Source organism: Pseudomonas sp. A125 (assembly GCF_055409485.1).
On sequence record NZ_JBUZVP010000004.1, the window covers coordinates 65,000 to 89,861 of the forward strand.

24 protein-coding genes and 4 pseudogenes are annotated in these 24,862 nt (G+C 62.3%); 25 read left to right on the forward strand and 3 right to left on the reverse strand.

Annotation, left to right across the window (positions count from 1 at the left end; genetic code table 11):
* The first annotated feature begins 21 nt into the window (after positions 1–21).
* The 5 genes from mscK to trxC all read left to right on the forward strand — a co-directional run bounded on the left by mscK (position 22) and on the right by trxC (position 6,987).
* Positions 22–3,372 carry a mechanosensitive channel MscK gene (gene mscK, locus ACZRN6_RS07045; RefSeq protein ID WP_322142928.1) on the forward strand — a complete coding sequence of 1,117 codons (3,351 nt, stop codon included), beginning with the start codon at positions 22–24 and terminating at the stop codon, positions 3,370–3,372.
* A 49-nt stretch (positions 3,373–3,421) separates the two neighbouring features.
* Positions 3,422–4,885 (forward strand): protein adenylyltransferase SelO, encoded by a 1,464-nt coding sequence (gene selO / locus ACZRN6_RS07050; RefSeq protein ID WP_464007561.1) that lies wholly within the window; start codon positions 3,422–3,424, stop codon positions 4,883–4,885.
* 131 nt (positions 4,886–5,016) lie between these two features.
* A complete protein-coding gene (locus ACZRN6_RS07055; protein ID WP_464007562.1) occupies positions 5,017–5,292 on the forward strand; it encodes a hypothetical protein in 276 nt (91 codons plus the stop codon).
* A gap of 32 nt (positions 5,293–5,324) precedes the next feature.
* Positions 5,325–6,476 (forward strand): MFS transporter, encoded by a 1,152-nt coding sequence (locus ACZRN6_RS07060; protein ID WP_464007563.1) that lies wholly within the window; start codon positions 5,325–5,327, stop codon positions 6,474–6,476.
* Positions 6,477–6,552: 76 nt separating this feature from the next.
* Positions 6,553–6,987: a thioredoxin TrxC gene (trxC, locus tag ACZRN6_RS07065; RefSeq protein WP_177071102.1), complete on the forward strand. Its 435-nt coding sequence runs from the start codon at positions 6,553–6,555 to the stop codon at positions 6,985–6,987.
* A 160-nt stretch (positions 6,988–7,147) separates the two neighbouring features.
* Here the strand turns inward: trxC and ACZRN6_RS07070 are convergent.
* Positions 7,148–7,300: pseudogene (locus tag ACZRN6_RS07070) on the reverse strand (ParA family protein); the annotation flags it as partial.
* Here ACZRN6_RS07070 and ACZRN6_RS07075 point away from each other — a divergent pair.
* Positions 7,294–7,383 (forward strand): annotated as a pseudogene (locus ACZRN6_RS07075) (thioredoxin TrxC); the annotation flags it as partial. The pseudogenes ACZRN6_RS07070 and ACZRN6_RS07075 sit on opposite strands and share 7 nt — an antisense overlap.
* Before the next feature lie 160 nt (positions 7,384–7,543).
* Here the strand turns inward: ACZRN6_RS07075 and ACZRN6_RS07080 are convergent.
* Positions 7,544–7,696 (reverse strand): annotated as a pseudogene (locus ACZRN6_RS07080) (ParA family protein); the annotation flags it as partial.
* Here ACZRN6_RS07080 and ACZRN6_RS07085 point away from each other — a divergent pair.
* Positions 7,690–7,779, forward strand: a pseudogene (locus tag ACZRN6_RS07085) (thioredoxin TrxC); the annotation flags it as partial. The pseudogenes ACZRN6_RS07080 and ACZRN6_RS07085 sit on opposite strands and share 7 nt — an antisense overlap.
* 160 nt (positions 7,780–7,939) lie before the next feature.
* Here ACZRN6_RS07085 and ACZRN6_RS07090 read toward each other — a convergent pair.
* Positions 7,940–8,710, reverse strand: coding sequence for a ParA family protein (locus ACZRN6_RS07090; protein WP_003209397.1), 771 nt, complete (start codon positions 8,708–8,710; stop codon positions 7,940–7,942).
* Positions 8,711–9,057: 347 nt separating this feature from the next.
* On the opposite strand from ACZRN6_RS07090, the gene ACZRN6_RS07095 reads away from it, so the two are divergent.
* The 18 genes from ACZRN6_RS07095 to ACZRN6_RS07180 all read left to right on the forward strand — a co-directional run bounded on the left by ACZRN6_RS07095 (position 9,058) and on the right by ACZRN6_RS07180 (position 24,850).
* Complete coding sequence (locus tag ACZRN6_RS07095) at positions 9,058–9,780, forward strand: beta-ketoacyl synthase chain length factor (RefSeq protein WP_322142924.1); 723 nt, start codon at positions 9,058–9,060, stop codon at positions 9,778–9,780.
* On the forward strand, positions 9,756–10,568 hold the full coding sequence (locus ACZRN6_RS07100; protein WP_322142923.1) for a lysophospholipid acyltransferase family protein: 813 nt from the start codon (positions 9,756–9,758) through the stop codon (positions 10,566–10,568). Before ACZRN6_RS07095 ends, ACZRN6_RS07100 begins: the two co-directional genes overlap by 25 nt.
* Entirely contained in the window at positions 10,546–10,815 is a 270-nt protein-coding gene (locus ACZRN6_RS07105) for a phosphopantetheine-binding protein (RefSeq protein ID WP_008439197.1), read from the forward strand. The genes ACZRN6_RS07100 and ACZRN6_RS07105 overlap by 23 nt, the downstream gene beginning before the upstream one ends.
* Positions 10,816–10,824: 9 nt before the next feature.
* Positions 10,825–11,079 carry an acyl carrier protein gene (locus ACZRN6_RS07110; protein WP_322142922.1) on the forward strand — a complete coding sequence of 85 codons (255 nt, stop codon included), beginning with the start codon at positions 10,825–10,827 and terminating at the stop codon, positions 11,077–11,079.
* Positions 11,076–11,621, forward strand: coding sequence for a COG4648 family protein (locus ACZRN6_RS07115; RefSeq protein WP_322142921.1), 546 nt, complete (start codon positions 11,076–11,078; stop codon positions 11,619–11,621). The genes ACZRN6_RS07110 and ACZRN6_RS07115 overlap by 4 nt, the downstream gene beginning before the upstream one ends.
* Positions 11,618–13,288 (forward strand): ApeI family dehydratase, encoded by a 1,671-nt coding sequence (locus tag ACZRN6_RS07120; protein WP_322142920.1) that lies wholly within the window; start codon positions 11,618–11,620, stop codon positions 13,286–13,288. The genes ACZRN6_RS07115 and ACZRN6_RS07120 overlap by 4 nt, the downstream gene beginning before the upstream one ends.
* A gap of 167 nt (positions 13,289–13,455) precedes the next feature.
* Positions 13,456–14,190: a glycosyltransferase family 2 protein gene (locus tag ACZRN6_RS07125; RefSeq protein WP_464007564.1), complete on the forward strand. Its 735-nt coding sequence runs from the start codon at positions 13,456–13,458 to the stop codon at positions 14,188–14,190.
* Positions 14,187–15,122: an LpxL/LpxP family acyltransferase gene (locus ACZRN6_RS07130; protein WP_464007565.1), complete on the forward strand. Its 936-nt coding sequence runs from the start codon at positions 14,187–14,189 to the stop codon at positions 15,120–15,122. The genes ACZRN6_RS07125 and ACZRN6_RS07130 overlap by 4 nt, the downstream gene beginning before the upstream one ends.
* A complete protein-coding gene (locus ACZRN6_RS07135) occupies positions 15,106–16,647 on the forward strand; it encodes an HAL/PAL/TAL family ammonia-lyase (RefSeq protein ID WP_322142917.1) in 1,542 nt (513 codons plus the stop codon). Before ACZRN6_RS07130 ends, ACZRN6_RS07135 begins: the two co-directional genes overlap by 17 nt.
* Positions 16,640–17,065 carry an acyl-CoA thioesterase gene (locus ACZRN6_RS07140; protein ID WP_322142916.1) on the forward strand — a complete coding sequence of 142 codons (426 nt, stop codon included), beginning with the start codon at positions 16,640–16,642 and terminating at the stop codon, positions 17,063–17,065. Before ACZRN6_RS07135 ends, ACZRN6_RS07140 begins: the two co-directional genes overlap by 8 nt.
* Positions 17,062–17,760, forward strand: a complete 699-nt coding sequence (locus ACZRN6_RS07145) for an outer membrane lipoprotein carrier protein LolA (RefSeq protein ID WP_464007566.1) — start codon at positions 17,062–17,064, stop codon at positions 17,758–17,760. Before ACZRN6_RS07140 ends, ACZRN6_RS07145 begins: the two co-directional genes overlap by 4 nt.
* On the forward strand, positions 17,750–20,068 hold the full coding sequence (locus tag ACZRN6_RS07150; protein ID WP_464007567.1) for an MMPL family transporter: 2,319 nt from the start codon (positions 17,750–17,752) through the stop codon (positions 20,066–20,068). Before ACZRN6_RS07145 ends, ACZRN6_RS07150 begins: the two co-directional genes overlap by 11 nt.
* On the forward strand, positions 20,065–20,799 hold the full coding sequence (locus ACZRN6_RS07155) for a class I SAM-dependent methyltransferase (RefSeq protein WP_464007568.1): 735 nt from the start codon (positions 20,065–20,067) through the stop codon (positions 20,797–20,799). The genes ACZRN6_RS07150 and ACZRN6_RS07155 overlap by 4 nt, the downstream gene beginning before the upstream one ends.
* Positions 20,796–21,278: a hypothetical protein gene (locus ACZRN6_RS07160; protein ID WP_464007569.1), complete on the forward strand. Its 483-nt coding sequence runs from the start codon at positions 20,796–20,798 to the stop codon at positions 21,276–21,278. The genes ACZRN6_RS07155 and ACZRN6_RS07160 overlap by 4 nt, the downstream gene beginning before the upstream one ends.
* Positions 21,275–22,441 (forward strand): beta-ketoacyl-[acyl-carrier-protein] synthase family protein, encoded by a 1,167-nt coding sequence (locus ACZRN6_RS07165; RefSeq protein WP_464007570.1) that lies wholly within the window; start codon positions 21,275–21,277, stop codon positions 22,439–22,441. Before ACZRN6_RS07160 ends, ACZRN6_RS07165 begins: the two co-directional genes overlap by 4 nt.
* A complete protein-coding gene (locus ACZRN6_RS07170; protein ID WP_322142910.1) occupies positions 22,438–22,899 on the forward strand; it encodes a hotdog family protein in 462 nt (153 codons plus the stop codon). The genes ACZRN6_RS07165 and ACZRN6_RS07170 overlap by 4 nt, the downstream gene beginning before the upstream one ends.
* On the forward strand, positions 22,896–23,624 hold the full coding sequence (gene fabG, locus ACZRN6_RS07175; protein WP_464007571.1) for a 3-oxoacyl-ACP reductase FabG: 729 nt from the start codon (positions 22,896–22,898) through the stop codon (positions 23,622–23,624). Before ACZRN6_RS07170 ends, fabG begins: the two co-directional genes overlap by 4 nt.
* Positions 23,624–24,850 (forward strand): beta-ketoacyl-ACP synthase, encoded by a 1,227-nt coding sequence (locus ACZRN6_RS07180; RefSeq protein WP_464007572.1) that lies wholly within the window; start codon positions 23,624–23,626, stop codon positions 24,848–24,850. The genes fabG and ACZRN6_RS07180 overlap by 1 nt, the downstream gene beginning before the upstream one ends.
* Positions 24,851–24,862: the final 12 nt, after the last annotated feature.

Below are 24,862 nucleotides of genomic sequence, written 5' to 3' on the forward strand. Positions count from 1 at the left end.
CATCTTGCTTGACCGGTCTCTATGACAATCCTGCGCACCTTTTTAGCCACTGCCCTGCTGGGCCTGACCCTCTGCGTCGGCACCGTACACGCGGCCGACCCGCCCAGCATCGACTCCGTCCAGCAAACCCTGGACAAGCTGCCAGACCGCAAGCTGCCCGACGCCGACATGAAGGCGCTGCAAACCATCCTGCAGCAGACCCTCACCTACCTGGGCAACCAGCAGGACTATCAACAGCGCCTGGTCGACCTCAAGCGCCAATTGGAAGACGCGCCGCGCCAGACCGTCGACAACCAGCGCGAACTGACCCGGCTCAAGGCCACCAAGGTGATTCCGGTGGCCCAACGCTACGCCACCTTGCCGGTGCCGCAACTTGAACAACTGCTGGTGCAGCGCACTACCCAGCAAGGCGACCTGCAAAAGGACCTGGCCGACGCCAACAGCCTGACCATCGCCGCCCAGACCCGCCCCGAGCGCGCCCAGACCGAAATCAGCAGCAGCCAGACGCGCATCCAGCAAATCAACTCGATCCTCAAAGCCGGCAAAGACAATGGCAAGACCCTCAGCGGCGACCAACGCAACCAGCTGAACGCCGAGTTGGCCGCCCTCAACGCCTTGATTCCGCTGCGCCGCCAGGAACTGGCCGGCAACAGCCAGTTGCAAGACCTGGGCAACAGCCAGCACGACCTGGTGCTGGAAAAAACCGCCCGCCTGGAGCAGGAAATCCAGGACCTGCAAACCCTGATCAACCAGAAGCGCCTGGCCCAGTCCCAGGAAACCGTGACCCAGCAATCCATCGAAGCCCAAAAAGCCGGTGGCAGCAGCCTGCTCGCCACGGAAAGCGCGGCCAACCTGAAACTGTCCGACTACCTGCTCAAAAGCACCGACCGACTCAACGAACTGACCCAGAAAAACCTGCAGACCAAGCAGCAACTCGACAGCGTTACCCAAAGTGACTCGGCGCTGGATGAACAAATCAACGTGCTCAAGGGCAGCCTGTTACTGTCCAAAATCCTCTACAAACAGAAGCAGGCCTTGCCGCGCCTGACTGTAGACCGCGACCTGGCAGACGACATCGCCAACATTCGCCTGTACCAGTTCGAGGTCAATCAACAGCGCGAACTGATCAGCACCCCGAGTACTTATGTCGACAGCCTGCTGGCCACCCAGCCGGCCGACCAGGTCACGCCACAACTGCGGCGTACCCTGCTGGAACTGGCAATCACCCGCAGCGACCTGCTGGAGCGCCTGAGCCGGGAACTGAGCGCACTGCTCAACGAATCCATCACCCTGCAACTGAACCAGAAACAACTGTTGAGCACTGCCACCACCTTGCGGGCGACCCTGGACGAGCAGATGTTCTGGATTCCCAGCAACAAGCCGCTGGACACCGAATGGCTGGAAACCGTCCCGGCGCACCTGAGCAAACAGGTGACTACCCTGCCGTGGGCCTCCAGCGTCAGCGAGCTGTATGACGGCCTGACCCAGCGCCCGCTGCTGTTCCTGCCCCTGCTGTTGTTGATCGGCGCACTGCTGTGGCGTCGCAGCTACCTGTATGCGCGGCTGAAAAAAATCCACATGGACATCGGCCACTTCAAGCGCGACAGCCAGTGGCACACGCCGGTGGCGATCCTGGTAAACATCGCGCTGGCGATGCCGGTGGCGCTGGGCCTGGCGCTGTGTGGCTATGCCTTGCAAATCGATGCGCGCGGGCAAAACGCCAACCTCGGCGCAGCTTTGTTGCAGATCGCCCAGGCATGGCTGGTGTTCTACACCGCCTATCGGATCCTCGCGCCCGGCGGCGTGGCAGAGCTGCACTTTCGCTGGGAAAAACCCCAGGTCGAATTCCTCCAGGGCTGGGTGCGCAAGCTCGGGCTGGTGGTGCTGGCGTTGGTGGCCGTGGTGGCCATCGCCGAGCATCAACCGGCGGCGCTGGCAGACGATGTACTGGGCATCGGCGTGGTACTGACCTGCTACGCCTTGATGGCTTGGTTGCTCAGTCGCCTGCTGCTCAACAGCCCGACCCACGAAAAAGCCTCGCTGTTTCGCAAAGCGGTTGGCCTGGTATTTACCGCGCTGCCGGTAGCGCTGTTTATTGCCGTGTGCTTTGGCTACTACTACACCGCCCTCAAACTCAGCGACCGGTTGATCAACACCCTGTACCTGCTGATGTTCTGGCTGGTGATCGAGGCCACCTTCGTGCGTGGCCTGGGCGTTGCCGCGCGGCGCCTGGCCTATGCGCGAGCCCTGGCCAAACGCCAGGCCGCCAAGGAAGCGGGTGATGGTGAAGCGGTGATAGAAGAGCCGACCCTGGACATCGAACAGGTCAACGAACAGTCGATGCGCCTGATTCGCCTGGCTTTGCTCGGCGGCTTTATCGCTGCGCTGTACTGGGTGTGGTCCGACCTGATCTCGGTATTTTCCTACCTGGACAACGTGACCCTCTACGAATACACCAGCGGCACCGGCGCCAATATCAGCATGGTGCCCATCAGCATCGGCGACTTGCTCGGCGCCCTGATCATCATCGGCATCACCTTCGCCCTGGCGCGCAACCTGCCCGGCCTGCTGGAAGTGTTGGTACTGTCCAAGCTCGACCTGGCCCAGGGCAGTGCCTACGCCACCACCACGCTGCTGTCCTACGTGATTGCCGGCGTCGGATTTGTCTCCACCTTATCGACCCTCGGCGTGAGCTGGGACAAGTTGCAATGGCTGGTGGCCGCGCTGTCGGTGGGCTTGGGCTTCGGGATGCAGGAGATCTTCGCCAACTTCATCTCGGGCATCATGATCCTGTTCGAACGCCCGGTACGGATCGGCGACACCATCACCATCGGCAATCTGTCGGGCACGGTGAGCAAGATCCGCATCCGCGCCACCACCATCACCGACTTCGACCGCAAAGACATCATTGTCCCGAACAAGACGTTCATCACCGGGCAACTGATCAACTGGTCGCTGACCGACACCATCACCCGGGTCACCCTGAAACTGGGCGTGGACTACGGCTCGGACCTGGACCTGGTGAAGGAGTTGTTGCTCAAGGCCGCCGCCGAAAACCCGCGCGTGCTGAAGGACCCGGCGCCCCACGTGTACTTCCTCAACTTTGGGGAAAGCACCCTCGACCACGAACTGCGCATGCATGTGCGGGATCTTGGCGACCGCAACCCAGTAATCGATGAGGTCAACCGCTTCATCAACCGCGAGTTCAAGAACCACCACATCAACATCTCGTTCCGGCAGATGGAGGTTTACCTGAAAAACCTGCATGGCCAGGAATACAAGCTGGTGCCGGTGGAAGAAGAAAACAGAACCCTCCTGCCGCCCGCCCAGGACCAGGACCTGCCCGAACCGCCGCCCGCCAAACTCGACTAAACGCGCTATCCCCAGCAGAATGGTCGGACATTCTGCTGGAGATGGCCCGTTGAAAGCCCTCGACGAACTGACCTTCGACAACCGCTTCGCCCGCCTGGGCGACGGCTTCTCAACCCATGTGCTGCCCGAACCCATCGACGAACCGCGCTTGGTGGTGGCGAGCGAGGCGGCCATGGCGCTGCTGGACCTCGACCCTGCCGTGGCCGAAACGCCGGTATTTGCCGAGTTGTTCGGCGGGCACAAGCTGTGGGCCGAGGCCGAGCCGCGGGCGATGATCTATTCCGGGCATCAATTTGGCTCCTACAACCCGCAACTGGGTGATGGGCGCGGTTTGTTGCTGGGCGAGGTTTATAACGAAGCGGGCGAACACTGGGACCTGCACCTCAAGGGCGCCGGGCAAACGCCGTATTCGCGCATGGGCGATGGGCGGGCGGTGCTGCGCTCCTCGATCCGGGAGTTTCTGGCCTCCGAAGCGTTGCATGCACTGGGCATTCCGAGCAGCCGCGCACTGTGTGTCATCGGCTCCACCACACCGGTGTGGCGCGAGAAACAGGAGCGCGCCGCCATGGTGCTGCGCCTGGCCCACAGCCACGTGCGCTTTGGGCATTTCGAATATTTCTACTACACCAAGAAGCCTGAATTGCAGAAGGAGCTGGCGAAGCACGTGTTATCGCTGCACTTTCCGCAGTGCATGGAACAGCCCGAGCCGTACCTGGCGATGTTCCGTGAAATCGTCGAGCGCAATGCCGAGCTGATCGCCAAGTGGCAGGCCTATGGGTTCTGTCATGGGGTGATGAACACCGACAACATGTCGATCCTCGGCATTACCTTCGACTTTGGGCCGTTTGCGTTCCTGGACGATTTTGACGCGCAGTTCATCTGCAACCATTCGGATCATGAAGGGCGTTATTCCTTCAGCAACCAGGTGCCGATCGGGCAGTGGAACCTGAGCGCGCTGGCCCAGGCGTTGACGCCGTTTATCAGTGTTGAAGCGCTACGGGAAACCCTGGGGCTGTATCTGCCGTTGTTCCAGGCCCATTACCTGGACCTGATGCGCCGCCGATTGGGACTCACCACCGCCGAAGATGACGACCAGAAACTGGTAGAACGCCTGCTGCAACTGATGCAGAACAGCGGCGTCGACTACACCCTGTTCTTCCGCCGGCTGGGAGATGAATCCGCCGCATTGACCGTTGCGCGGTTGCGCGACGACTTTGTCGACCTCAAGGGGTTTGATGAGTGGGCCGAGCTGTACAAGGCGCGCGTGGAGCGCGACGCCGGCGGCACAGAAGAACAGCGACGTGAGCGGATGCATGCGGTGAACCCGCTTTATATCCTGCGCAACTACCTGGCGCAGAACGCCATCCAGGCGGCGGAGCTTGGGGATTACAGCGAAGTGCGCAGGCTGCATGAAGTGCTGACCAAGCCGTTTGAAGAGCAGCCGGGGATGGAGCAATACGCCCAGCGGCCGCCGGATTGGGGGAAGCATTTGGAGATTAGTTGTTCGTCGTAGGAGCTAAACCCGAGCGACATATCAAGAAATAAATACCGGACGCGCCTGACATCATTAAACATCTCTTCGGCCTAGTGTTGGCCTGTTGCAATCACGCAACAAACCTAAGCAGATATGAATGGAGGTGCGTCATGGGCGTCGATGTTCCAAACCTGGAGTCGGTGTGCGATCACGCTACACCCGAGAAATATTCCGCTGTCCGTCTACACATGGACTTGTCCTTTCCTCACAAAGACCTTTCCCAAGTCAATGCCTGGCTGGAAAAGCGGGCATGGAAGCCACTTGAGCTGTTTTTGATTGAGCGATATCCACAGCACAAGGAAGTAATAGCGCTGTGGCTCAAAGGGAGCCAAGCCAGGGCCGAGGCGAATGAACCTGTCGCCACTCTGCGCGCAGTGAATACGTAAGCAGTGGTACAGAGGAGCTGGACCATCAGGCCGTGACCCCAGGTTTTAGGGTCGTGGTGGCCAGGACGCTGGTCAGTGCGGTTGTTTTCGATGCTCTTGTTCCTCTTTCTCCGTTAATCGCTCAGGACTTGAGTGTTTCTCCGGCATTCTTTCAAGGCATGCTCGGCTTGTGCCTGATGGCTTTCGCATTCAGCCAGTTGTTTTCAACGCCGCTGGTCAACCGACTGGGAACCAGCGTCAGCCTAGCCGGTGCATCGGTGCTGATCGCGCTGCTATGTGTCGCAGTGGCGTTATCAACGACCGTTCTCACATTATCGATCATCTTTACTTTCATGTTCATCGCCAACGCGGTGGCAGCAGCCTCTTCACGCCTTTGGCTACGTCAACGACTTGGGCAAACAACCTTCCAAAGCGCAACAGCTTATCTCTTGAGTGCGATTAGCGTCCTTACGGTACTAAGCCCGCCGACTGTGCTGGCGGCAGCCTCGTTTTGGGGATGGAGATGGGTTTTTGGCGTACTCGGTTGCCTGCTTTTTATAATCTGCCTGGGACTTCTGGCCACTCATCACGGTAAGGCAACCGACCAAGGCCAACAGGCTGCAACTGAAACCCAATCTTTACTGTGGAAACAGCCGAAGTTCATCTGTGGCTTACTCCTTGCACTCCTGATACAGAGCGCCTTTACACAGTTGAACCTCAGCAAGGCGTTTGCCCTGCAGGGAGTTTTTCATCTCTCACCACAAGCAGCAGGCATGATCCTTTCAGGCTGGGCGGCGCTCGTAGCGGCAGGTTTTTTCTTTTCAGGGAAAGCCGTCACGCGATTCAGTGACGCCCAACGCCTGAATGCTGGATCGGTCTCTCAGTGCCTTGCCGCGCTCTTGATGGTAGCGGCATGGCTGCATGTCAATATCTACCTTTACTTGGCAGCTGCAGCAGCAACCAGTATTGCCTTCTGCATTTTGTTGCCCCTTGCGACCGGCTGGGCATTGGATATCGACGCTCGTCACCAAGCCAAGGCTTCTGCAGTTTTCGGATGCATCACCGTGGCCGGGGCGGGGTTTTTAACTTGGCTTGGGTCTCAGTGGGATGCGCCACTGCTTTTCACTCTGATGCTGATGATTGCGGGTTGTGCTGTGGGCAACGTGTTTGCCTGCCAGCTGGCACGAAAGAAGATTGCACGCTGATGGCTTGTGTTGTTCCTTGATAAACCCCAACGGGGTCTCCAAATAGAACCCATTGGCCACTTTCACGGAGCCCACCATGTCCGACTCTCTCGTAATCCCCTGCCCCCACTGCAACGGTCTTAACCGTATCCCCAACGAACGCCTGGGTGATGCGCCGAAATGCGGGCGCTGCAAACAACCGGTGCTGTTAAGCAAATCCTTTGAGCTGAAACAGGGCGACTACGCCAGCCAGATCAAGGGCGACCTGCCGTTGCTGGTGGATGTGTGGGCCGAATGGTGCGGGCCGTGCAAGTCGTTTGCGCCGGTGTTTGAGCAAGCCGCCGGGCAGTTAGCCGGGAAATGCCGATTGGCCAAGCTCGATAGCGAGGCCAATCAGCAGTTATCCGCTCAGTTGGGGATTCGCTCGATTCCCAGCCTGATCCTGTTCAAGAATGGCCGGGAAGTGGCGCGTCAGAGCGGAGCGTTTCCGTTGCCGCAGTTGATGAGCTGGCTGCGCAGTCAGGGCGTTTGAGGTAACGGGACTTACCGCCCCCTTCGTAGCAGCTGTCGAGCCTTGGCGAGGCTGCGTCGGGGGCACCTCGATTTGGAGCCAAGCCGAAGTCGGCGGCGTGGCCAACGTAGCCTCGCCAAAGCTCGACAACTGCTACGCCCATCCTGCGCTCAGGTTGTTATCACGCGTTTTCCAACAGGTTATGCAACTCCACAAACTGCTGTGTCAGCTTGTGCCGTGGGTCCAGGTGGATCAGCGGCATGTTCGCCTGGTGTGATTCACGCATGCGCACCGAACTGGCCAGGTACACCGCCAGCACCGGCAAGCCTTCGGCAGAATGGCCGGGAAGTGGCGCGTCAGAGCGGAGCGTTTCCGTTGCCGCAGTTGATGAGCTGGCTGCGCAGTCAGGGCGTTTGAGGTAACGGGACTTACCGCCCCCTTCGTAGCAGCTGTCGAGCCTTGGCGAGGCTGCGTCGGGGGCACCTCGATTTGGAGCCAAGCCGAAGTCGGCGGCGTGGCCAACGTAGCCTCGCCAAAGCTCGACAACTGCTACGCCCATCCTGCGCTCAGGTTGTTATCACGCGTTTTCCAGCAGGTTATGCAACTCCACAAACTGTTGCGTCAGCTTGTGCCGTGGGTCCAGGTGGATCAGCGGCATGTTCGCCTGGTGCGATTCACGCATGCGCACCGAACTGGTCAGGTACACCGGCAGCACCGGCAAGCCTTCGGCAGAATGGCCGGGAAGTGGCGCGTCAGAGCGGAGCGTTTCCGTTGCCGCAGTTGATGAGCTGGCTGCGCAGTCAGGGCGTTTGAGGTAACGGGACTTACCGCCCCCTTCGTAGCAGCTGTCGAGCCTTGGCGAGGCTGCGTCGGGGGCACCTCGATTTGGAGCCAAGCCGAAGTCGGCGGCGTGGCCAACGTAGCCTCGCCAAAGCTCGACAACTGCTACGCCCATCCTGCGCTCAGGTTGTTATCACGCGTTTTCCAGCAGGTTATGCAACTCCACAAACTGTTGCGTCAGCTTGTGCCGTGGGTCCAGGTGGATCAGCGGCATGTTCGCCTGGTGTGATTCACGCATGCGCACCGAACTGGTCAGGTACACCGGCAGCACCGGCAAGCCTTCGGCAATCAGTTCATCCAGCATCTGCTGCGGCAGGCTCGCCCGGGCCTGGAACTGGTTGACCACGATGCCTTCCACTTCCAGCCCTTCGTTGTGGTCTTCCTTCAATTCTTCAATCTCTGCCAGCAGGCCGTAAAGCGCTTGGCGGGAGAAACTGTCGCAATCGAAGGGGATCAACACGCGATCAGCGGCAATCAGCGCTGAAACCGCATAAAAATTCAACGCCGGCGGCGTATCCAGGTAAATCCGGTCGTAGTCCTCGCTCAATTCATCCAGCAGCTTTCGCAGCTTGTTGATCTTGTGCTTGGCCTCAAGCTTGGGCTGCAAGTCGGCCAGTTCCGCCGTCGCGGTGATGACATGCAGGTTGTCGAACGGGGTTTCGTAGATATCCACCTGGTTTTTCTTCGAAAACGGCCCGGAAGACAGGGTTTGCTTGAAAAAATCGGCGATCCCCATCGGGATATCGTCGCCGGTCAGCCCGGTGAGGTACTGGGTTGAGTTGGCTTGGGCATCAAGGTCCACCAACAGGGTTCGATAGCCTTCACTGGCGCTGACCGCCGCCAGGTTGCAGGCAATGCTGGACTTGCCAACACCGCCTTTTTGGTTGAACACCACGCGCCGCATGGAAAAACCTCCGTGTATCAATGAATGACCGAGTGTAGAGGGCAAAAGCGCCGGTTCGCTACCTCGTTCGCTTCTGTACTACAGCATCAGAGGCTCTATCTCGCACAAGAATTTCCTGTCGGTCCGATAAATCAGGAAATACCTGACACCCGGTGCCCCACCTCCGCGACGGACAATCTGTAATTCTTTCCTTCGATTTTGTAATCAGCCGTGAATAATTCTTTACCAAAGTTTGCTAGAACCCCGCAGCACCGGGATAATGCGCGCCATTCGGCATTTGCACCCTGTCCCGGTATCCGGGGCCAATGGCCGCACAAGGAAGCCCGCAGGGGCGGGATAACTTCTCAGTGATCAATTTCAACATCGCCCAATGGCGAGCCTGGGCCCCCGGGCTCGAAAGCGCGGACGACTGGCGCGCCTGGTGCCGGCAGCCAACGCTGCTCGCCAGCAGCGACGCCGCCCCTGATGTGTCATTCCTGCCCGCCATGCAGCGCCGCCGCCTGAGCCGCCTGGCGCGCATGGCCTTCAGCGTGGGCTGGCCGCTGGCTGAAGGCCTGCAGCAACTGCCACTGGTGTTTGTTTCCCGTCACGGCGAAACCCCGCGCACCCTCGACATTCTCAGCGACCTGGCCAACGATGAGCCCCTGTCGCCAACCCAGTTCAGCCTGTCGGTGCACAACGCGGTGATCGGCCTGTGGTCGATCCTGCGCAATGAAACCAGCGAAATGACCGCCCTCGCCGCCGCCGGCGACGGCCTGGAGCACGGCATGCTCGAAGCCGCCGCCCTGCTCAATGAAGGCGCGCCGGCTGTGTTGCTGATCATTACCGAGGAGCAGCCGCCTGAAGCCTATGCGCGCTGGATCGATGACGTGCCCTTCCCCTACGCCCTCGGCCTGCTGCTGACCCCGGGCGACGAGTGGCAGCTGGAACTGAATACGACCGCTGTCCAACCCACCACCAAAGCCCAGTGGCCCCACGCCCTGAACCTGCTGCGCACCCTGCTGAACGAACAGGGCGCCTGCCAACATGCCTGGAAGAACCGAGTATGGAACTGGCAACGCAAGCCCTGACCGAAAAGCCACGGCAGGCCTACTACTGGCGCCTGTTCGCCACCGCCACCGCCTTCGCCCTGTTTGGCCTCGGCGGCCTGTGCCTGCGCGTGCTGGTGTTCCCGCTGCTCAGTTGCCTGCCGGGTGACGTCAGGCAGCACCAGCGACGGGCCCGCCACACCATCAGCTGCCTGTTCTGGCTGTTTAGCCGCATGATGATGCGCCTGGGCATCCTGACCTACAGCGTCGAAGGCGCCGAAAGGCTCGGCCGCCCAGGCCAGATGATCATCGCCAACCACCCGTCGCTGGTAGACGTGGTGTTCCTGATCGCCCAGATGCGCCAGACCAACTGCGTGGTCAAGCAGAGCCTGTGGCAAAACCCGTTCACCCGTGGGCCGGTGCGTGATGCCGGCTACATCAGCAATGACGGCAGCGCCGACATGCTCGACGCGGCCGCCGACGCCCTGCGCGACGGCCAGACCCTGATCATTTTCCCGGAAGGCACCCGCACCTCGCCGGGGCAGGCACCGACCTTTCATCGCGGCGCCGCCGCCATTGCCCTGCGAGGTGCGAGCATCATCACGCCGGTGGTGATCAAGGTCAGCCCCACCACCCTGACCAAGGCCGAACCCTGGTATCGCATCCCCCATCGCAGGTTTCACTTCAGTTTGCGCGTGGGTGCCGATATAGAACCACAGGCGTTTGCCGCACAAGGGCCCGCGCCCCAGGCTTCACGCAAGCTCAACGATTACCTGCACCAGTATTTTATTAAGGAGCTCGCCGAAGATGAGCGACCAACACCGCCTTGAGCACGACATAAAAACCCTGATCATCGAGGCCCTGGGCCTGGAGGACATCAGCGAGAGCGATATCGGCAACGAGCAAACCCTGTTCGGCGAAGGCCTTGGCCTGGATTCAGTCGACGCCCTGGAATTGGGCCTGGCGATCCAGAAAAAGTACGGCATCAAGATCGATGCCGACGCCAAGGACACCCGCAATCACTTCACCAACGTGGCCAGCCTTGCGGCGTTCGTCACGGCCCGACAGGCAGCTTGAGACCGTACCATGCAAACTCGTGACGATATTTTCAACACCTTGCGCAACGCCCTGGTGGAACTGTTTGAACTGGAACCTGAACGCGTCACACTCGACGCCAACCTGTACCAGGACCTGGAAATCGACAGCATTGATGCGGTAGACCTGATCGACCACATCAAGCGCCAGACCGGCAAGAAAATCGCCGCCGAAGAGTTCAAGGCCGTGCGTACGGTGAGCGACGTGGTCGAGGCGGTGTACCGTCTGGTTCAACCGGCCGCATGAGTCGGCTGATCGGCCTTGGCCTGTTGCTGGCAGGGTTGCTGTACCCGTTTGCGGTGTATTACGGCACGGAGCATTTTGCCCCGTGGCAGTTCGGCCTGCTGCTGGGCAGCCTGTGGCTATTGCGCGCGCTGACCGGCGCCAGGCGCCCGGGTGCACGCTGGATGGCCGCGGCGATCATCGTCTTTTGCCTGCTGCTCGCCTGGTTCGACAACCCGCAAATGCTGCGCTGGTACCCCAGCCTGGTCAGTGCGTTCATGCTGGCACTGTTCGGCCTGAGCCTGAAGTACGGGCCGCCGATGGTCGAGCGCCTGGCGCGCATGACCGAGCCGCAACTGCCTCAAAAAGCGATTGTGTATACCCGCCAGGTCACCGTGGTGTGGAGTGTGTTTTTCCTGTGTAACGGCCTGCTCGCCGCCGCGCTCACGCTGTGGGCGCCGCTGAGTTGGTGGACGTTGTACAACGGCATGATCGCCTACGGGCTGATGGGGCTGTTGTTTGCCGTGGAATGGCTGGTACGACAAAGGGTTCGAGGCCGCGTATGAATTGGTTGAATCTTGAGCACTTGCTGCTTGAGCCTGTAGGTCAGCGTTGGGTCACCACCGAACCTGCCCTGGATCACCTGCAATTGCGGGAAAAATCCCTGAGCCTGGCCGCCGGGTTGCAAGCCCTCGGCATCCAGCGCCTGGCGGTGCACCTGGAAGATGCCGGTGTGCTGGCAATCGCCCTGCTGGGTGCGTGGCGCGCCGGCGTCAGCGTGTTGCTGCCCGCCGACCTGCAACCACAGACCCGCCAACGCTGGAATGACGCCGTCGACGCCTGGCTGACCGAGGCCGGCGACCTGGACGCACTCTATCAAGCGCCATTAAGTGGCGCCGCCCTGGACCTGGACGCCTGCTGCCTGAGCCTGTGCACCTCCGGCTCCAGCGGCGAGCCCAAGCGCATCGACAAAACCCTGCGCCAGATGGCCAATGAAGTCCAGGCGCTGGAAACCCTGTGGGGCGCCGACCTGGGCCAGGCCTGCATCATCGGCAGCGTGGCCACCCAGCATATCTATGGCTTGCTGTTCCGGGTGCTGTGGCCGCTGTGCGCCGGGCGCACCTTTGTGCGCCGGCAGTTGGCATTCCCCGAGGATTTGCAGCGCGCCAGCCGCGAGCATTCGCAGTTCGCCTGGGTGGCCAGCCCGGCGCTGCTCAAGCGCATGGGCGACAACCTCGACTGGCCGGCGCTCATGCCGGTCAAGCGGGTTTTCTCCTCCGGCGGCGCCTTGCCCCTTGAAGCCGCCAGCAACCTGCATCAACGCTTGCAGCAATGGCCGACAGAAATCCTCGGCAGCTCGGAAACCGGCGGCATTGCCTGGCGCCAGGGCGCACAACCGTGGCAGCCGTTTGCCGACGTGCACCTGAGCCAGGACGCCGACGGCGCGCTGCGCATTGCCTCGCCGTACCTGCCCGCCGGCCATATTGAACAGACCGCCGACGCCGCAAAAATACACGCCGACGGCCGCTTCGAATTACTGGGCCGACTGGACCGCATCGTCAAGCTGGAAGAAAAACGCATCTCCCTGCCGATGCTCGAACAAGCGCTGATGAACCATGCCTGGGTCGCCGAAACGCGCCTGGGCGTGGTGCAGGAAAACCGTGCCTCCCTCGGCGCCCTCGTGGTGCTCAACAGCGACGGCCTGCACGCCCTGCGCAACCAGGGCCGGCGCAGCGTCACCCAAACCCTGCGCGAACATTTGGGCCAACACTGCGAAGCCCTGGCCCTGCCGCGCCGCTGGCGCCTGTTGCGCCAATTGCCGTTGAACAGCCAAGGCAAGCTGCCCCAGGCCGACGTCGAAGCCCTGCTGCTGGCACCCCGCCCGACAGCGCCGCAAGTGCTGGAGCGCGTCGAAGCCAACGGCGAATGGACCCTGCAACTGGCGGTCCCGCCGGACCTCGCCTACTTCAGTGGGCACTTCCCGCAAACACCGGTGCTGCCGGGCGTGGTGCAGGTGGATTGGGCGCTGACCCTGGGCCAGCAACTGCTCAACCTGCCGGGGCAATTTGCCGGGATGGAAGTGCTCAAGTTCCAGCAACTGGTGCGCCCGGATGACCGGATCGAACTGCACCTGCGGTTCGACCGGGAACGCAGCAAGCTGTACTTCGCCTACCGCAATGAGGCGGCAGCCTGCTCCAGTGGGCGGATCGTGCTGGAGAGGATCAGTGATTAAGCTTTTGTGGCGAGGGAGCTTGCTCCCGCTGGAGTGCGCAGCACTCCCAACCCAGGCACTGTGGTTTATCAGGCAAATCGGTGTCGCCTGTGTTGGGGCCGCTTCGCAGCCCAGCGGGAGCAAGCTCCCTCGCCACGCACAGCGCTTCTGCCAATGGGGTACCTGTTATGCATAACCCCTGCGCCCTGATCCCGGTCTACAACCACGAGGCCGCCGTGCCCGCCGTGGTGCGTACCGTGCTCGACAGCGGCTTGCCCTGCCTGCTGGTAGACGACGGCAGCAGCCCCGCCTGCGCCGCCGTGCTCGCGCAACTGGCCACCCTGGACAACGTGTCCCTGCTGACCCTGCCCACCAACCAGGGCAAGGGCGCCGCCGTCATGGCCGGTTTTCGCGAAGCGGCGCGCCTGGGCTTCACCCACGCCCTGCAAGTGGACGCCGACGGCCAGCACGACCTGCGGGAAGTCGGCACCTTCCTCGACGCCTCGCGCACCCACCCGAACGCCGTAATCTGCGGCTACCCGGAGTACGACGACAGTGTGCCCAAGGGCCGCCTTTATGCGCGCTACCTGACCCACGTGTGGGTGTGGATCAACACCTTGTCGCTGCAGATCCGCGACTCAATGTGCGGCTTTCGCGTGTACCCACTGCCACCGACCCTGGCCCTGATGGACTCGGCCAACATCGGCAAACGCATGGATTTCGACTCCGACATTTTGGTGCGCCTGGCTTGGCGCAACCAGCCGATGCGTTGGCTGCCGACCAAGGTGCATTACCCCACCGACGGCCTGTCGCACTTTCGCCTGGTGCACGACAACGCGCTGATTTCCTCGATGCACACCCGGCTGTTCTTCGGCATGTTGGTGCGCGCGCCGATGATCCTCTGGCGCCGGTGGCAGGCATGACCCAGGACACCAAGCACTGGGCCGACCGCAAAGAGCGCGGCAGCTTCTGGCTGATGAAATTCACCGCACTCGCCGCCAAGGTCCTCGGGCGCAGGCTGTTGAGCCCGCTGCTGTACAGCATCGTGTTGTACTTCTTCCTGTTCGGCCGCACGGCCCGCCAAAGCGCCTGGCAGTACCAGCAACGCCTGGCCGACTGGAGCCAGCGCGATGACCTGCGCCCTACCCACCGAAGAGTCTTCGGGCAGTTCATGGCATTCGCCGACGCCCTGCTGGACAAGCTCGACGTATGGAACGGCAAACTGCGCCTGGAACAGATTGAAATCATCGACCCGGCACACCTGCGCAGCCAGCTACGCAGCGAACGCGGGCAGATGCTGGTAGGCGCGCACCTGGGCAACCTTGAGGTGTGCCGCGCCCTCGCCGAGCTGGGCGAAAAGGTCACGATGAACGTGCTGGTGCACACCAAGCACGCCGAACGCTTCAACCGGATTCTGGGCGAGGCCGGCGCGACCAATTTGCGCCTGATCCAGGTCAGCGAACTGGACGCTGCGGTGATGATGCTGCTCAGTCAGCGCCTCGACGCCGGCGAGTGGCTGGCGATTGCCGGCGACCGTGTACCGCTGCACGGCGGGCGCACAGTGCGGGTGGCTTTCCTCGGCCATGACGCCGCCTTCCCCCAAGGCCCGTGGCTGCTGGCCGGCTTGCTGAAATGCCCGGTCAACTTGCTGATGTGCCTGAAGCATCAAGGCCGCTATCGCCTGATCATCGAGCCGTTCGCCCAACTGATCGAATGGAAACGCAGCGACCGCCAGCAGGTGATCGCACAATGGACCGCCCGCTACGCCGAGCGCCTGGGCCAGTTCTGCCTGGAAGCGCCCCAACAATGGTTCAACTTTTACCCTTTCTGGAAGACCGATGACGACGCATCTTGAGCCGGTAACCTTCGGCGAACTCCCCCTGCGCATCGAAGACGTATTGGCACTGGCCAACCGTCAAGCGCCGACTCAACTGCAAGCTGATGCCCAGTACCGCCAGCGCATCGCCAAGGGCGCGCAGTTCCTGGATTCGTTGCTGGACAAGGAAGGCGTGATCTACGGCGTGACCACCGGCTACGGCGACTCGTGCGTGGTGGCGGTGCCGTTGCAGCACGTCGAAGCACTGCCGCGTCACCTCTACACGTTCCACGGCTGCGGCCTGGGCAAGTTGCTGGATGCCCAAGCCACCCGCGCGGTGCTGGCGGCGCGCTTGCAGTCGCTGTGCCACGGCGTGTCGGGGGTGCGCGTGGAGTTGCTGGAGCGCCTGCATGCGTTTCTCGAATTCGACGTGCTGCCGCTGATTCCGGAAGAAGGCTCGGTGGGCGCCAGCGGTGATTTGACGCCGCTGTCCTACGTAGCCGCGACCCTGTCTGGCGAGCGCGAAGTGATGTTCCGTGGCGAACGTCGCCAGGCTGCCGACGTGCACCGAGAACTGGGTTGGGACCCATTGGTGCTGCGCCCGAAAGAAGCCCTGGCACTCATGAACGGCACCGCCGTGATGACCGGCCTCGCCTGCCTGGCTTTCGCCCGTGCCGACTACCTGCTGCAACTGGCCACGCGCATCACCGCGCTTAACGTGGTGGCGCTGCAAGGCAACCCGGAGCATTTCGACGAGCGCCTGTTCGCCGCCAAGCCGCACCCGGGGCAGATGCAAGTCGCCGCCTGGTTGCGCAAGGACTTGGCGATCGACGCACCGACCGCGCCGCTGCACCGCCTGCAAGACCGTTACTCGCTGCGCTGTGCGCCCCACGTTTTGGGCGTGCTGGCCGACAGCCTGAACTGGCTGCGTTCATTTATCGAGATCGAACTCAACAGCGCCAACGACAACCCGATCATCGACGCCGAAGAAGAACGCGTGCTGCACGGCGGTCACTTCTACGGCGGCCACATTGCCTTCGCCATGGACAGCCTCAAGACCCTGGTGGCTAACGTCGCCGACCTGCTGGACCGTCAGCTCGCGCTGCTGGTGGACGTGCGCTACAACCACGGCCTGCCGAGCAATTTGTCGGGCGCGCCAGCCGAGCGGGCGATGATCAACCACGGTTTCAAGGCGGTGCAGATCGGCACCAGCGCCTGGACCGCCGAAGCGCTGAAGAACACCATGCCGGCCAGCGTGTTCTCGCGCTCCACCGAGTGCCATAACCAGGACAAGGTCAGCATGGGCACCATCGCCGCCCGCGATGCAATTCGCGTGCTGGAGCTGACCGAGCAAGTCGCCGCTGCCACCTTGCTGGCCGCCAACCAGGGTGTATGGCTGCGGGCCCAGGCTGAAGACGCGCGCCCACTGCCACCGGCGCTGGCCGCCATGCACGCAGAGCTGGCCAAGGACTTCCCGCCAGTCATCGAAGACCGCGCTCTGGAAGGCGAACTGCGCCTGTGCCTCAAACGCATCGCCGAGCAACACTGGAGGCTGCATGCGTAGCCCCGGCGTGTTGCACTGCGACACTGAAATCCTCGTGCCGTTTTTTGATATCGACACCATGAACGTGGTGTGGCACGGGCACTACGTGAAGTACCTGGAAGTTGCCCGCTGCGCCTTGCTGGACACGCTCGGCCACAACTACACGGCGATGCTGGAAGCGGGCTATGCCTGGCCGGTGATCGACATGCAACTGCGTTATGTGCGCGGCGCGACCTTCGGCCAGACCATCACGGTGCGCGCCAGCCTGGTGGAGTGGGAGAACCGCTTGAAGGTCAATTACCTGATCAGCGACAAGGCCACCGGCGAGCGCCTGACCCGCGCCAGCACCGTGCAAGTGGCGGTGGAGATTGCCAGCCGTGAAATGCAGCTGGCGTCGCCAAAGGTATTTGTCGACGCAGTCGAGAGGGCGCTGTCATGACACACAACCCTGTGGGAGCGGGCTTGCCCGCGATGGTCGTCAACGATAACGCGAGACGCCTGACACTTCTCGGCGCCCTCAGGTTCTTCGCGAGCAAGCTCGCTCCCACAAGGACCGCGCTAATCCTGTTGTTATGCATTCCAGGCCTGGCCCACGCCTTCGACCTGCAACAACTCAGCGATCAGCTTGCAAAACCGTCGGTAATCCACGGCAACTTCATCCAGGAAAAACACCTGCGCGCCCTGCCGCAACCGCTGGTCAGCAAGGGCACCTTCGTCCTGGCCAAGGACCACGGCCTGCTGTGGCTGCTGAAAACCCCGCTGCAACAGGACTACCGCATCAGCGCCAACGGCATTGCCCGGCGTGACGCCAACGGCTGGCAATTGCTGCCGAACAAGAGCGCCGGCGCCGAGCAGAATCGGTTGTTCCTTGCCGTGCTGCAGGGTGACAGCAGCGGCTTGCAGCGTGACTTTGAGCTGCAACTGCAGGGCGAAGCCGAGCAGTGGAAACTCACGTTGATCCCGCGCTCGCTGCTGCTCAAGCAAGTGTTCACCCAGATCAATATCGACGGCGGCGAGCGGGTGCAAAAAATCGAGCTGCTGGAAACCCAGGGCGACAGCACCGTACTGCGCATGCAGGACAGCACCAGCAGCCAGCCCTTGAGCGACGCGGAGCAACACGATTTTGCCGAGTGAACGCTGGTTGCCGCGCCTGTTCCTGATCCTGCTGGTGGCCGTGTTGGCCCTGGCGGGTTGGCAATGGCGCGATGGCGCGCCGCTGTCGGCGAACCTGATGGAGCTGGTGCCGGGCACCGCGCCAGACGCCTTGGAGCTGCGCGCCGAACAACGCATGCAGGAACCGCTGAACCGCGAAATATTGGTGCTGGTGGGCCATGCCGACCGGCAAACAGCCGTGGCCATGGCCCAGCAATTGGGCGAGCGCTGGCAAGCCAGCGGCCTGTTTGAGAAGGTTCAGTGGAACCTGCAAGCCGACCTGCCGGCCCTGCGTCAGCAGTTGCTGCAAGGCCGGCTGGCGATGCTCTCGACCAAGGACCGCGAGCAGTTGATCGACGAGCCGCAGGCGTTTATCCAGCAACGCGTGCAAGCGCTGTTCGATCCCTTCAGCGGCTTCAGCCTGGTGCCCAGCCAGGACGATTGGCTGGGCCTCACCGGGCGCATCCAGAACAGCCAGCCGCAGCACGGTTCGGTGCAACTGGATATTGGCAGCGGCGCGTTGATCGCCGATGCCGACGGCAAAAGCTGGGTGCTGCTGCGGGCGCGCACCACCGGCAATGCCTTCGACATGAAACTGCCGCTGCAAGTGGCCGAACTGCTCAAGGCCAGCCGCGAACAGGCCGATCAGCAAGGCGCGCAATTGCTCGCCGCCAGCGGCCTGTTGTACGCAGCCAATGGCCAGCAACAGGCGACGCGGGAAATCACCTGGGTTGGCGGCGGCGCCACGATCGGCATCTTGTTGTTGCTGTTGCTGGCCTTCCGGCGCTGGCGGGTATTGCTGGCGTTTGTGCCAGTGCTGGTGGGCATGCTGTTTGGCGCGGTGGCCTGTGTGGCGCTGTTTGGGCATATGCATGTGATCACGCTGGTGTTGGGCTCGAGCCTGATCGGCGTGGCGGTGGATTACCCTCTGCACTACCTGTCCAAGAGCTGGAGCATGAGCCCTTGGCGCAGTTGGCCGGCCTTGCGCCTGACCTTGCCGGGCATGAGTCTGAGCCTGGCCACCAGTTGCATCGGCTACCTGGCGCTGGCGTGGACGCCGTTCCCGGCATTGACGCAAATCGCGGTGTTCTCGGCGGCAGGTTTGGTGGGCGCCTACCTGTCGGCGGTGTGCCTGTTGCCGGCCTTGCTCAAGGGTGTCGAGTTGCGCCCGGCCCAATGGCCGCTGCGCATTGCCGAGTTTTTGTTGAGCGTGCGCGAGTCGCTGCTCAAGCGCCTGCCGAGCCCGGTGTTGCTGGTATTGGTGCTGGTGTTTTGCGGCGGTGGACTGTGGCAATTGACCAGCAAAAACGATATCCGCCAATGGATCGGTGCACCACCACAGTTACTGCAGCAAGCCCAGGCCGTTGCACGGATTACCGGGTTTCAGCCCACCAGCCAGTTCTTCCTGGTGCGGGCGGACAATCAGCAGCAGTTGCTCGAGCGCCAGGCGGCCCTGAGCCAGCGCCTGGATCAGCTGGTGAACATGGACAAACTCCAGGGTTACCTGGCGCTCAACCAACTGGTCAGTACACCGGCCGAGCAACAGCAACTGCGTGAAGCCCTGAACCAGTTGCCGCGGTACTGGCAGCCGCTGCTGGACCTCGGCGTGCCTGCCACAGCGCTGCAAGCCGAACTGACCCAGTTGCAAGCCCTGCCCACCGAAGACATCGATGCCGCACTGGTCGGCCCGCTGGCTGAACCGTGGCGCGCGCTGTGGCTGGGGAATGTCGACGGCGGCGTGGCGGCGATGGTCAGCCTGCAAGGCTTGAACAACCCGGCGTTGCTGCAAGTGCAAGCCCTGGATTTGCCCGGGGTGCAGTTAGTAGACCGTTTGGGCGACTTGAACCAGGTGTTTGCCGCGACGCAAATCAGCGCCGCCGAATTGAAGTTAATGTCGTGCGTGTTGATCGTACTGTTGCTGATCCTGCCGTTCGGCTTCGGCGGCGCCCTGCGCATCGTTGCGCTGCCGTTGCTGGCGGCGCTGTGCAGCCTGGCCAGCCTTGGTTGGCTGGGGCAGCCTTTGACGCTGTTCAGCCTGTTCGGCCTGCTGCTGGTGACCGCCATCAGCGTCGACTACGCGATCCTGATGCGTGAACAAATTGGCGGCGCCGCCGTGAGCCTGTTGGGCACACTGTTGGCGGCCGTGACCACTTGGCTATCGTTCGGCCTGCTGGCGGTTTCCAGCACACCGGCGGTGAGTAATTTTGGGCTGTCGGTGAGCCTGGGGCTGGCGTTCAGCTTCATGCTGGCGCCGTGGGCCAGCCCGTCCGGGACAAGGAAGATGAAATGAGCAGCCAATACCTGAGTAAAAACTACGTCGAGGAAACCAAATTCGGCTTCTGGTTCCTGCGCAGCCACACCTGGCAGCACCATGTACTGCGCGTGGCGATCAACGACTTGCGCAGCCTGTTCAGCGATCCGCTGCCGGTTGCGCCGGTGCTGCTGGACGCTGGCTGTGGCCAGGGCAAATCGTTCCAGTACTTGCAGCAAACGTTCGCCCCCGAGCGCCTGGTCGGCCTCGACGCCGACCCGCACAGCCTCGACCTGAGCCGCGCCGAAGCCGCACGCCAGGGCATCGCCATCGAGTTGATCGGCAGTGATTGCGCCACCCTCGATGTGGCCGACGCCAGCGTTGACGTACTGTTCTGTCACCAGACCTTCCATCACCTGGTGGAACAGCATCGTGCCCTGAAAGAGTTCTATCGGGTGCTCAAGCCAGGCGGCTATTTGCTGTTTGCCGAGTCCACCGAAGCCTACATCGACACCTGGGTCATTCGTTGGTTGTTCCGTCACCCGATGCATGTGCAAAAAAGCGCAGAAGAGTACCTTGAGATGATTCGCGAGCAGGGCTTTGAGTTCGGCCCGCAGAACGTTTCGTACCCGTACCTGTGGTGGAGCCGCGCCACCGATTTCGGCCTGCTTGAGCGCTGGGGCCTGCGCCAGCCGAAACCTGCGGGCCAGCGCGAAGAAACCCTGGTCAACGTGGTTGCGCGCAAACCCCTGGCGAGCACTGGAACATGATCCGAATGCTGTTGATCGGCTGCCTGTTGCTGCTGGGCGCGTGCGCCAGCCAGCCACCGTTGCCGTCAAAAAACCCGGTGTTGAGCCTGCCGTTGCAATTGCATGTGCAGCGCGAGCAAGACGGCCAGCGTCAGGACTGGTTGCTGGTGATCCAGCGCGAAGCCGGCGGGATCCGCTGGTCGATGATGGACCCGCTGGGCATTCCCCAGGCCCGGCAGATGCTGACCAACGGCGCCTGGCAGGCCGACGGTCTGCTGCCGCCCAATCCCCAGGCACGGGAGCTGTTTGCCGCGCTGTTGTTTGCCCTGACTTCGGCGGATGAAGTCTCTGCACTGTATCCCGGCACTCAGGAACTGGACCTGACCCGCACCCTGCCGGCCCACTGGAAGATCACCTATCACTCCTCGCTGGTGTTTCGCGTGGACGTGATGGGGCAGCACCTGAGCTACCGCATCTCGCCGCTTGAGGCCGCCCGATGACCGCTTACCTCAATGCCCTTGGCGTGATCTGCGCCCTGGGCCGCGACAAGCAAGCCGTCAGCCGCAGCCTGTTTGCCGGCGACTGCTGCGGCATGCGCGCCGAAAGCGGCTGGGTGCCGGAGCGGGTGTTGCCGGTGGCCGGTGTGCACGGTGAACTGGCGGCCATCCCGCCTGGGCTGGAGCCCCATCGCAGCCGCAATAACCAGCTGTTGCTGGAAGCGGCGTTGCAAATTGACGACGAGATCCGCCAGGCGATCCAGGCCTTCGGCGCCTCCCGCATTGGCATCGTGCTCGGCACCAGTACGTCGGGCATCGACGAAGCCAGTCGCGGCATCGCCGATTACTTGCAGAACCAGCAATTTCCCGCCACGTACGATTACCAGCAACAGGAACTCGGCGCCCCCGCCAACTTCCTTGCCGATTGGCTGCAACTGAGCGGCCCGACCTATGTGATTTCCACCGCCTGCACCTCCAGCGCGCGGGCGCTGATGAGTGCTCAGCGCCTGTTGGACCTGGGCCTATGCGATGCGGTGATTTGCGGTGGCGTCGACACGCTGTGCAAGCTGACCCTCAATGGTTTTTCGGCGCTGGAAGCGGTGTCGGCACAGCGTTGCAACCCGTTCTCGGCGAACCGTAGCGGCATCAATATCGGCGAAGCTGCGGTTTTGTTCCTGATGAGCAAAACCCCCGCGCCAGTCGCACTGTTGGGCAGCGGCGCCAGTTGTGATGCCCACCATATTTCCGCCCCCGAGCCCACCGGCAAGGGTGCGTTGCAGGCAATGCGCAAGGCCCTGGCCAGTGCAAAGCTGGCGCCCGGGCAGATCGGCTACCTGAACCTGCACGGCACCGCCACGCAACACAACGACGCCATGGAAGCCCTGGCGGTCGCGGCCCTGTTCCCGGACGGCGTGGCCTGTTCGTCGACCAAGCCCATGAGCGGCCACACCCTGGGCGCGGCTGGTGCACTGGAAGCGGCGTTCTGCTGGTTGAGCCTTGCAGCAGGCGTGGTGCCCCCGCATGTCTGGGATGGCCAGGCCGACCCGGCGCTGCCTGTGTTGAAGTGGGCGCTGCCCGGCGACACCCTGCAAAAACGCTGCCTGATGAGCAACTCGTTTGCCTTCGGCGGCAACAATGCCAGCCTGATTATCGGAGACGCCCCATGATGAATTGGCCGCTCGCCGAACTGCTGCCCCACGCCGGTGACATGATCCTGATCGATCAGGTCCTGAGCTTTGATGAAGAACAGATTCAGACCCGCCTGACGGTCAAGCCCGGTGGTCTTTTCAACCGCGCCGACGGCAGCCTGCCGGCCTGGGTCGGGATTGAGTTGATGGCCCAAAGTGTCGCCGCCTACGCCGGTTGCCGCGCCCGCCAAAAAGGCGAAGCGGTGGAGTTGGGCTTCCTGCTGGGCACGCGCAAGTTCGAGTGCAATGTAGAGCACTTCCCCGCCGGCACCGAGCTGACCATTCACGGCTTGCGTTCCCTGGAAGACGACAACGGCATGGGTGTGTTCGAATGCCACCTGACCGGCGACGGTATCCAGGCGAGTGCACGCCTGAACGTATTTCGACCGCCCCAGGCGGCCAACTATTTAGCTGAATCGAAGGACACTACGCCATGACTGAATCCGTATTGGTTACCGGCTCCAGCCGTGGCATCGGCCGCGCCATCGCTCTGCGCCTGGCCCAGGCCGGGCACGACCTCGTGCTGCACTGCCGCAGCGGGCGTGCCGAGGCGGATGCAGTGCAGGTTGAAATTGAAGCACTTGGCCGCAAGGCGCGGGTGTTGCAGTTTGATGTGGCGGAGCGCGCCAACTGCAAGGAAATTCTGGAAGCGGACGTGGAAGCATATGGCGCGTATTACGGCGTGGTGCTGAACGCCGGGCTGACTCGCGATGGTGCGTTTCCAGCACTGTCGGAAGACGATTGGGACGTGGTGATGCGTACCAACCTCGACGGTTTCTACAACGTATTGCACCCGGTGATGATGCCGATGATTCGTCGTCGCGCAGCAGGCCGCATCGTGTGCATTACCTCGGTCTCCGGGCTCATCGGCAACCGTGGCCAGGTCAACTACAGCGCGTCCAAGGCCGGCTTGATCGGCGCCGCCAAGGCCCTGGCCATCGAGCTGGGCAAGCGCAAGATCACCGTCAACTGCGTGGCCCCCGGGCTGATCGACACCGCAATGCTCGATGAAAACGTACCCGTGGAAGAGTTGATGAAGATGATCCCGGCCCAGCGCATGGGCACCCCGGAAGAAGTCGCCGGGGCGGTGAACTTCCTGATGTCGGCAGAGGCCGGCTACATCACCCGCCAGGTGCTGGCCGTGAATGGAGGCCTGTGCTGATGAAACGCGTGGTAGTCACCGGCATGGCCGGCGTTACGTCTTTGGGCAGCGACTGGGCAACCATTGCTGCCAACTTTCGCGCCAACCGTAGCGGTATCCGGCGCATGGACGAGTGGGATCGCTTCACCGAATTGAACACGCGACTGGCCGGGCCAATTGATGATTTCGTGGTGCCCGCTCACTGGACCCGCAAGCAACTGCGCAGCATGGGCCGGGTTTCGCGTCTTGCGGTGTGGGCGGCGGAACAGGCGCTGAAAGACGCAGGTTTACTCGGCGACGAGTCGATCAAGGACGGGCGCATGGGCGTGGCCTGTGGCTCGTCCACCGGCAGCACCGATGAGATCAAGGCCTTCGGCAATATGCTGCTGAACTCGGTGGCCGAGGGGCTCAACGCCAACTCCTACGTGCGGATGATGCCCCACACCACGGCGGCAAATATCAGCATCTTCTTTGGCCTCACCGGCCGGCTGATCCCCACGTCAAGCGCATGCACCAGCGGTAGCCAGGGCATCGGCTACGCCTACGAGGCCATCAAGTTCGGCCGCCTGCCGCTGATGTTGGCAGGTGGTGCTGAAGAGCTGTGCCCCACCGAAGCCATGGTGTTCGATGCGCTGTACGCCACCAGCCTGAAAAACGATGCGCCGCAGACCAGCCCGCGCCCGTATGACAGCGGCCGCGACGGCCTGGTGATCGGCGAAGGCGGCGGCATGCTGGTGCTTGAAGAACTGGAACACGCACTGGCCCGTGGCGCGCATATCCACGCCGAAATCGTCGGCTTTGGCAGCAACGCCGACGGCCAGCACACCACACGTCCCGAACAGAAAACCATGCGCCGCGCCATGGAGCTGGCCCTGGAGGACGCGGGACTGCAACCCGATGCCATCGGCTATGTGAACGGGCATGGCACCGCCACCGACCAGGGTGACATTGCCGAAACCCTGGCCACCAGCAGCCTGTTCGGCAGCCGCATGCCCATCAGTTCACAGAAAAGTTTCCTCGGGCACACCCTGGGCGCATGTGGCGCGCTGGAGTCGTGGTTCAGCATCGAGATGATGAACCGTGACCAATACGTGCACACCTTCAACCTCGATGAGATAGACCCGCGTTGCGGCGAGTTGGACTACCTGCAAGGTGAGTTCCGCGAGCTGCACAGCGACTACGTGATGAACAACAATTTTGCTTTTGGCGGCGTCAACACTTCGCTGATTTTCCGCCGCTGGGCGTGAGTTTTTTACTGA

Bases quoted from the DNA above. Each gene is read 5' to 3' on its own strand.
- ACZRN6_RS07130 (WP_464007565.1), top strand. From the start codon at position 14,187: ATGACCCAGGACACCAAGCACTGGGCCGACCGCAAAGAGCGCGGCAGC.
- ACZRN6_RS07055 (WP_464007562.1), top strand. From the start codon at position 5,017: ATGGGCGTCGATGTTCCAAACCTGGAGTCGGTGTGCGATCACGCTACA.
- mscK (WP_322142928.1), top strand. From the start codon at position 22: ATGACAATCCTGCGCACCTTTTTAGCCACTGCCCTGCTGGGCCTGACC.
- ACZRN6_RS07115 (WP_322142921.1), top strand. From the start codon at position 11,076: ATGAGTCGGCTGATCGGCCTTGGCCTGTTGCTGGCAGGGTTGCTGTAC.
- ACZRN6_RS07145 (WP_464007566.1), top strand. From the start codon at position 17,062: ATGACACACAACCCTGTGGGAGCGGGCTTGCCCGCGATGGTCGTCAAC.
- ACZRN6_RS07170 (WP_322142910.1), top strand. From the start codon at position 22,438: ATGATGAATTGGCCGCTCGCCGAACTGCTGCCCCACGCCGGTGACATG.
- trxC (WP_177071102.1), top strand. From the start codon at position 6,553: ATGTCCGACTCTCTCGTAATCCCCTGCCCCCACTGCAACGGTCTTAAC.
- ACZRN6_RS07155 (WP_464007568.1), top strand. From the start codon at position 20,065: ATGAGCAGCCAATACCTGAGTAAAAACTACGTCGAGGAAACCAAATTC.
- ACZRN6_RS07160 (WP_464007569.1), top strand. From the start codon at position 20,796: ATGATCCGAATGCTGTTGATCGGCTGCCTGTTGCTGCTGGGCGCGTGC.
- ACZRN6_RS07090 (WP_003209397.1), bottom strand. From the start codon at position 8,710: ATGCGGCGCGTGGTGTTCAACCAAAAAGGCGGTGTTGGCAAGTCCAGC.
- ACZRN6_RS07140 (WP_322142916.1), top strand. From the start codon at position 16,640: ATGCGTAGCCCCGGCGTGTTGCACTGCGACACTGAAATCCTCGTGCCG.
- ACZRN6_RS07100 (WP_322142923.1), top strand. From the start codon at position 9,756: ATGGAACTGGCAACGCAAGCCCTGACCGAAAAGCCACGGCAGGCCTAC.
- ACZRN6_RS07135 (WP_322142917.1), top strand. From the start codon at position 15,106: ATGACGACGCATCTTGAGCCGGTAACCTTCGGCGAACTCCCCCTGCGC.
- ACZRN6_RS07120 (WP_322142920.1), top strand. From the start codon at position 11,618: ATGAATTGGTTGAATCTTGAGCACTTGCTGCTTGAGCCTGTAGGTCAG.
- ACZRN6_RS07180 (WP_464007572.1), top strand. From the start codon at position 23,624: ATGAAACGCGTGGTAGTCACCGGCATGGCCGGCGTTACGTCTTTGGGC.
- fabG (WP_464007571.1), top strand. From the start codon at position 22,896: ATGACTGAATCCGTATTGGTTACCGGCTCCAGCCGTGGCATCGGCCGC.
- ACZRN6_RS07125 (WP_464007564.1), top strand. From the start codon at position 13,456: ATGCATAACCCCTGCGCCCTGATCCCGGTCTACAACCACGAGGCCGCC.
- ACZRN6_RS07110 (WP_322142922.1), top strand. From the start codon at position 10,825: ATGCAAACTCGTGACGATATTTTCAACACCTTGCGCAACGCCCTGGTG.
- ACZRN6_RS07165 (WP_464007570.1), top strand. From the start codon at position 21,275: ATGACCGCTTACCTCAATGCCCTTGGCGTGATCTGCGCCCTGGGCCGC.
- ACZRN6_RS07105 (WP_008439197.1), top strand. From the start codon at position 10,546: ATGAGCGACCAACACCGCCTTGAGCACGACATAAAAACCCTGATCATC.